Origin of the sequence: Nocardioides sp. (assembly GCF_031422975.1) — a bacterium.
Taxonomy (GTDB): domain Bacteria; phylum Actinomycetota; class Actinomycetes; order Propionibacteriales; family Nocardioidaceae; genus Nocardioides.
The window spans coordinates 1-1,771 of the sequence record NZ_JANPEO010000356.1; the positions used below are offsets into that span (position 1 = coordinate 1).

The 1,771-nt window shown below is 69.1% G+C and carries 3 protein-coding genes; all 3 read left to right on the forward strand.

The window, feature by feature from the left end:
• A partial coding sequence (locus tag RMO85_RS10820) for an ATP-binding cassette domain-containing protein (RefSeq protein WP_310528733.1) occupies positions 1-709 on the forward strand: 709 nt, incomplete at its 5' end.
• Positions 710-742: 33 nt separating this feature from the next.
• The gene (locus tag RMO85_RS10825) at positions 743-1,180 is read left to right on the forward strand and encodes a VanZ family protein (protein WP_310528734.1); all 438 of its coding nucleotides are present in this window, start codon (positions 743-745) and stop codon (positions 1,178-1,180) included.
• Positions 1,181-1,414: 234 nt separating this feature from the next.
• Positions 1,415-1,771: ArsR/SmtB family transcription factor (locus tag RMO85_RS10830; protein WP_397203672.1), on the forward strand; the 357-nt coding region annotated here is incomplete at its 3' end.

Sequence of the window (1,771 nt, forward strand, 5' to 3'; positions counted from 1 at the left end):
CGGTCTTCTCGAGCCGATCCGCAAGGCCTTCGCCAAGGCCAACGGCGTGAAGCCCGCGCTGTTCAGCTCCAACTCCGAGGGTGCCTGCCCGACGTGCAACGGCGCGGGCGTGATCTTCACCGAACTGGGCGTGATGGCGACGTTCGAGTCGCCGTGCGAGGAGTGCGAGGGCCGGCGCTTCCAGGCGGCCGTGCTGGAGCTCACCTTCGGCGGCAAGAACATCGCGGAGGTGTTGGCCATGTCCGTCACCGAGGCCGGCGCGTTCTTCGCCGACGGCGAGGCCAAGACCCCGGCGGCGCACAAGGTCCTGGACAGGCTCAAGGACGTCGGCCTGGGCTACCTCAGCCTCGGTCAGCCGCTCACCACGCTGTCCGGCGGTGAGCGTCAGCGACTCAAGCTGGCCACCCAGATGGCCGAGAAGGGCGACATCTACATCCTCGACGAGCCCACGACCGGTCTGCACCTGGCCGACGTGGCGAACCTGCTCGGGCTGCTGGACCGGCTCGTCGACTCCGGCAAGTCGGTGATCGTGATCGAGCACCACCAGGCCGTGATGGCGCACGGCGACTGGATCATCGACCTCGGCCCCGGAGCCGGCCACGACGGCGGCAGCATCGTCTTCGAGGGAACGCCTGCCGAGCTCGTCGCGGCACGGTCGACGCTGACGGGTGAGCACCTGGCGGCGTACGTCGGGAGTGAGGGCGGCTGACCGGCCGCTGGGTGGCACCGCGATGATGGGCGAGTGTTCCACCGCCATCCGTTCCTGAGCCTGCTCACCTTCGCCTACCTCGGCTTCGTGGGCCTGGTGACCCTCACCCCGGCGTCCGCGATGCCCAGCTACTCGGCACTGGCCGCGCGGGTGCTGGCCCGGCTGGAGCGCTATCGCGACCTCGACCAGGTCACGACGCGGCTCAGCGTGGACCGAGTGGAGTTCCTGGCCAACGTCGGCCTGTTCGTGCCGGTGGGCGTCTTCGTGCTGTTGTTGTTCGGCACCCGGCTGTGGTGGGTGGCCGTGGCGGGCAGCGTCGCCCTCACCTCGGCGATCGAGACCACCCAGCGGTCCATCCCGGGCCGGGTCTCGGACCCGCGCGACGTCATGGCCAACTCGGTCGGAGCCGTGATCGGTGTCGTGCTCGCCGTGGTCCTGACCCTGCCGGGCACCCTGCGCCGTCGACGGTGAGGCGAGCGGTGGCCGAGGCAGCCGCACCCCGCAGTCGACTTCATGCCCGAACCGCCGATAACTGACATTATGTCAATAGTCGCCCGGCCGCCCCTCCCCGAGGTATCCGCTGGCCGACCCAGGCGTGTGTGACGTTCAGGAGACAGGTCCCCTCTCCCATGAAGTTGTCAGCAGTCTTCACGCAGGTGTCCGGGCGCTTTGACGGACGCGGCGACCCGTGCCTACCATCTCCGTATGACGATGACAAAGGGATTGGGCGTTGACACCACGATGGGACCTGTCGACGGGCTGACGGCGGCGGCGTGCCTGTTCCACGGTTTCGCCGACCCGTCCCGCATCGCCCTGCTGCGTCACCTCGCGCTCGGCGAACACCGCGTCGTGGACCTGACCGCGCATCTGGGCCTGGCTCAGTCGACCGTGTCGAAGCACTTGCAGTGTCTGCGGGACTGCGGGCTGGTCACTGCTCGCCCGCAGGGTCGGGCAACCGTCTACTCGCTGAACCACGCCGACGCGCTCATGGACCTGTGGACAGCAGCCGAGCGGCTCCTCGAGGCCACCGGCGACGCCGTGACGCTGTGCCCCAACTACGGC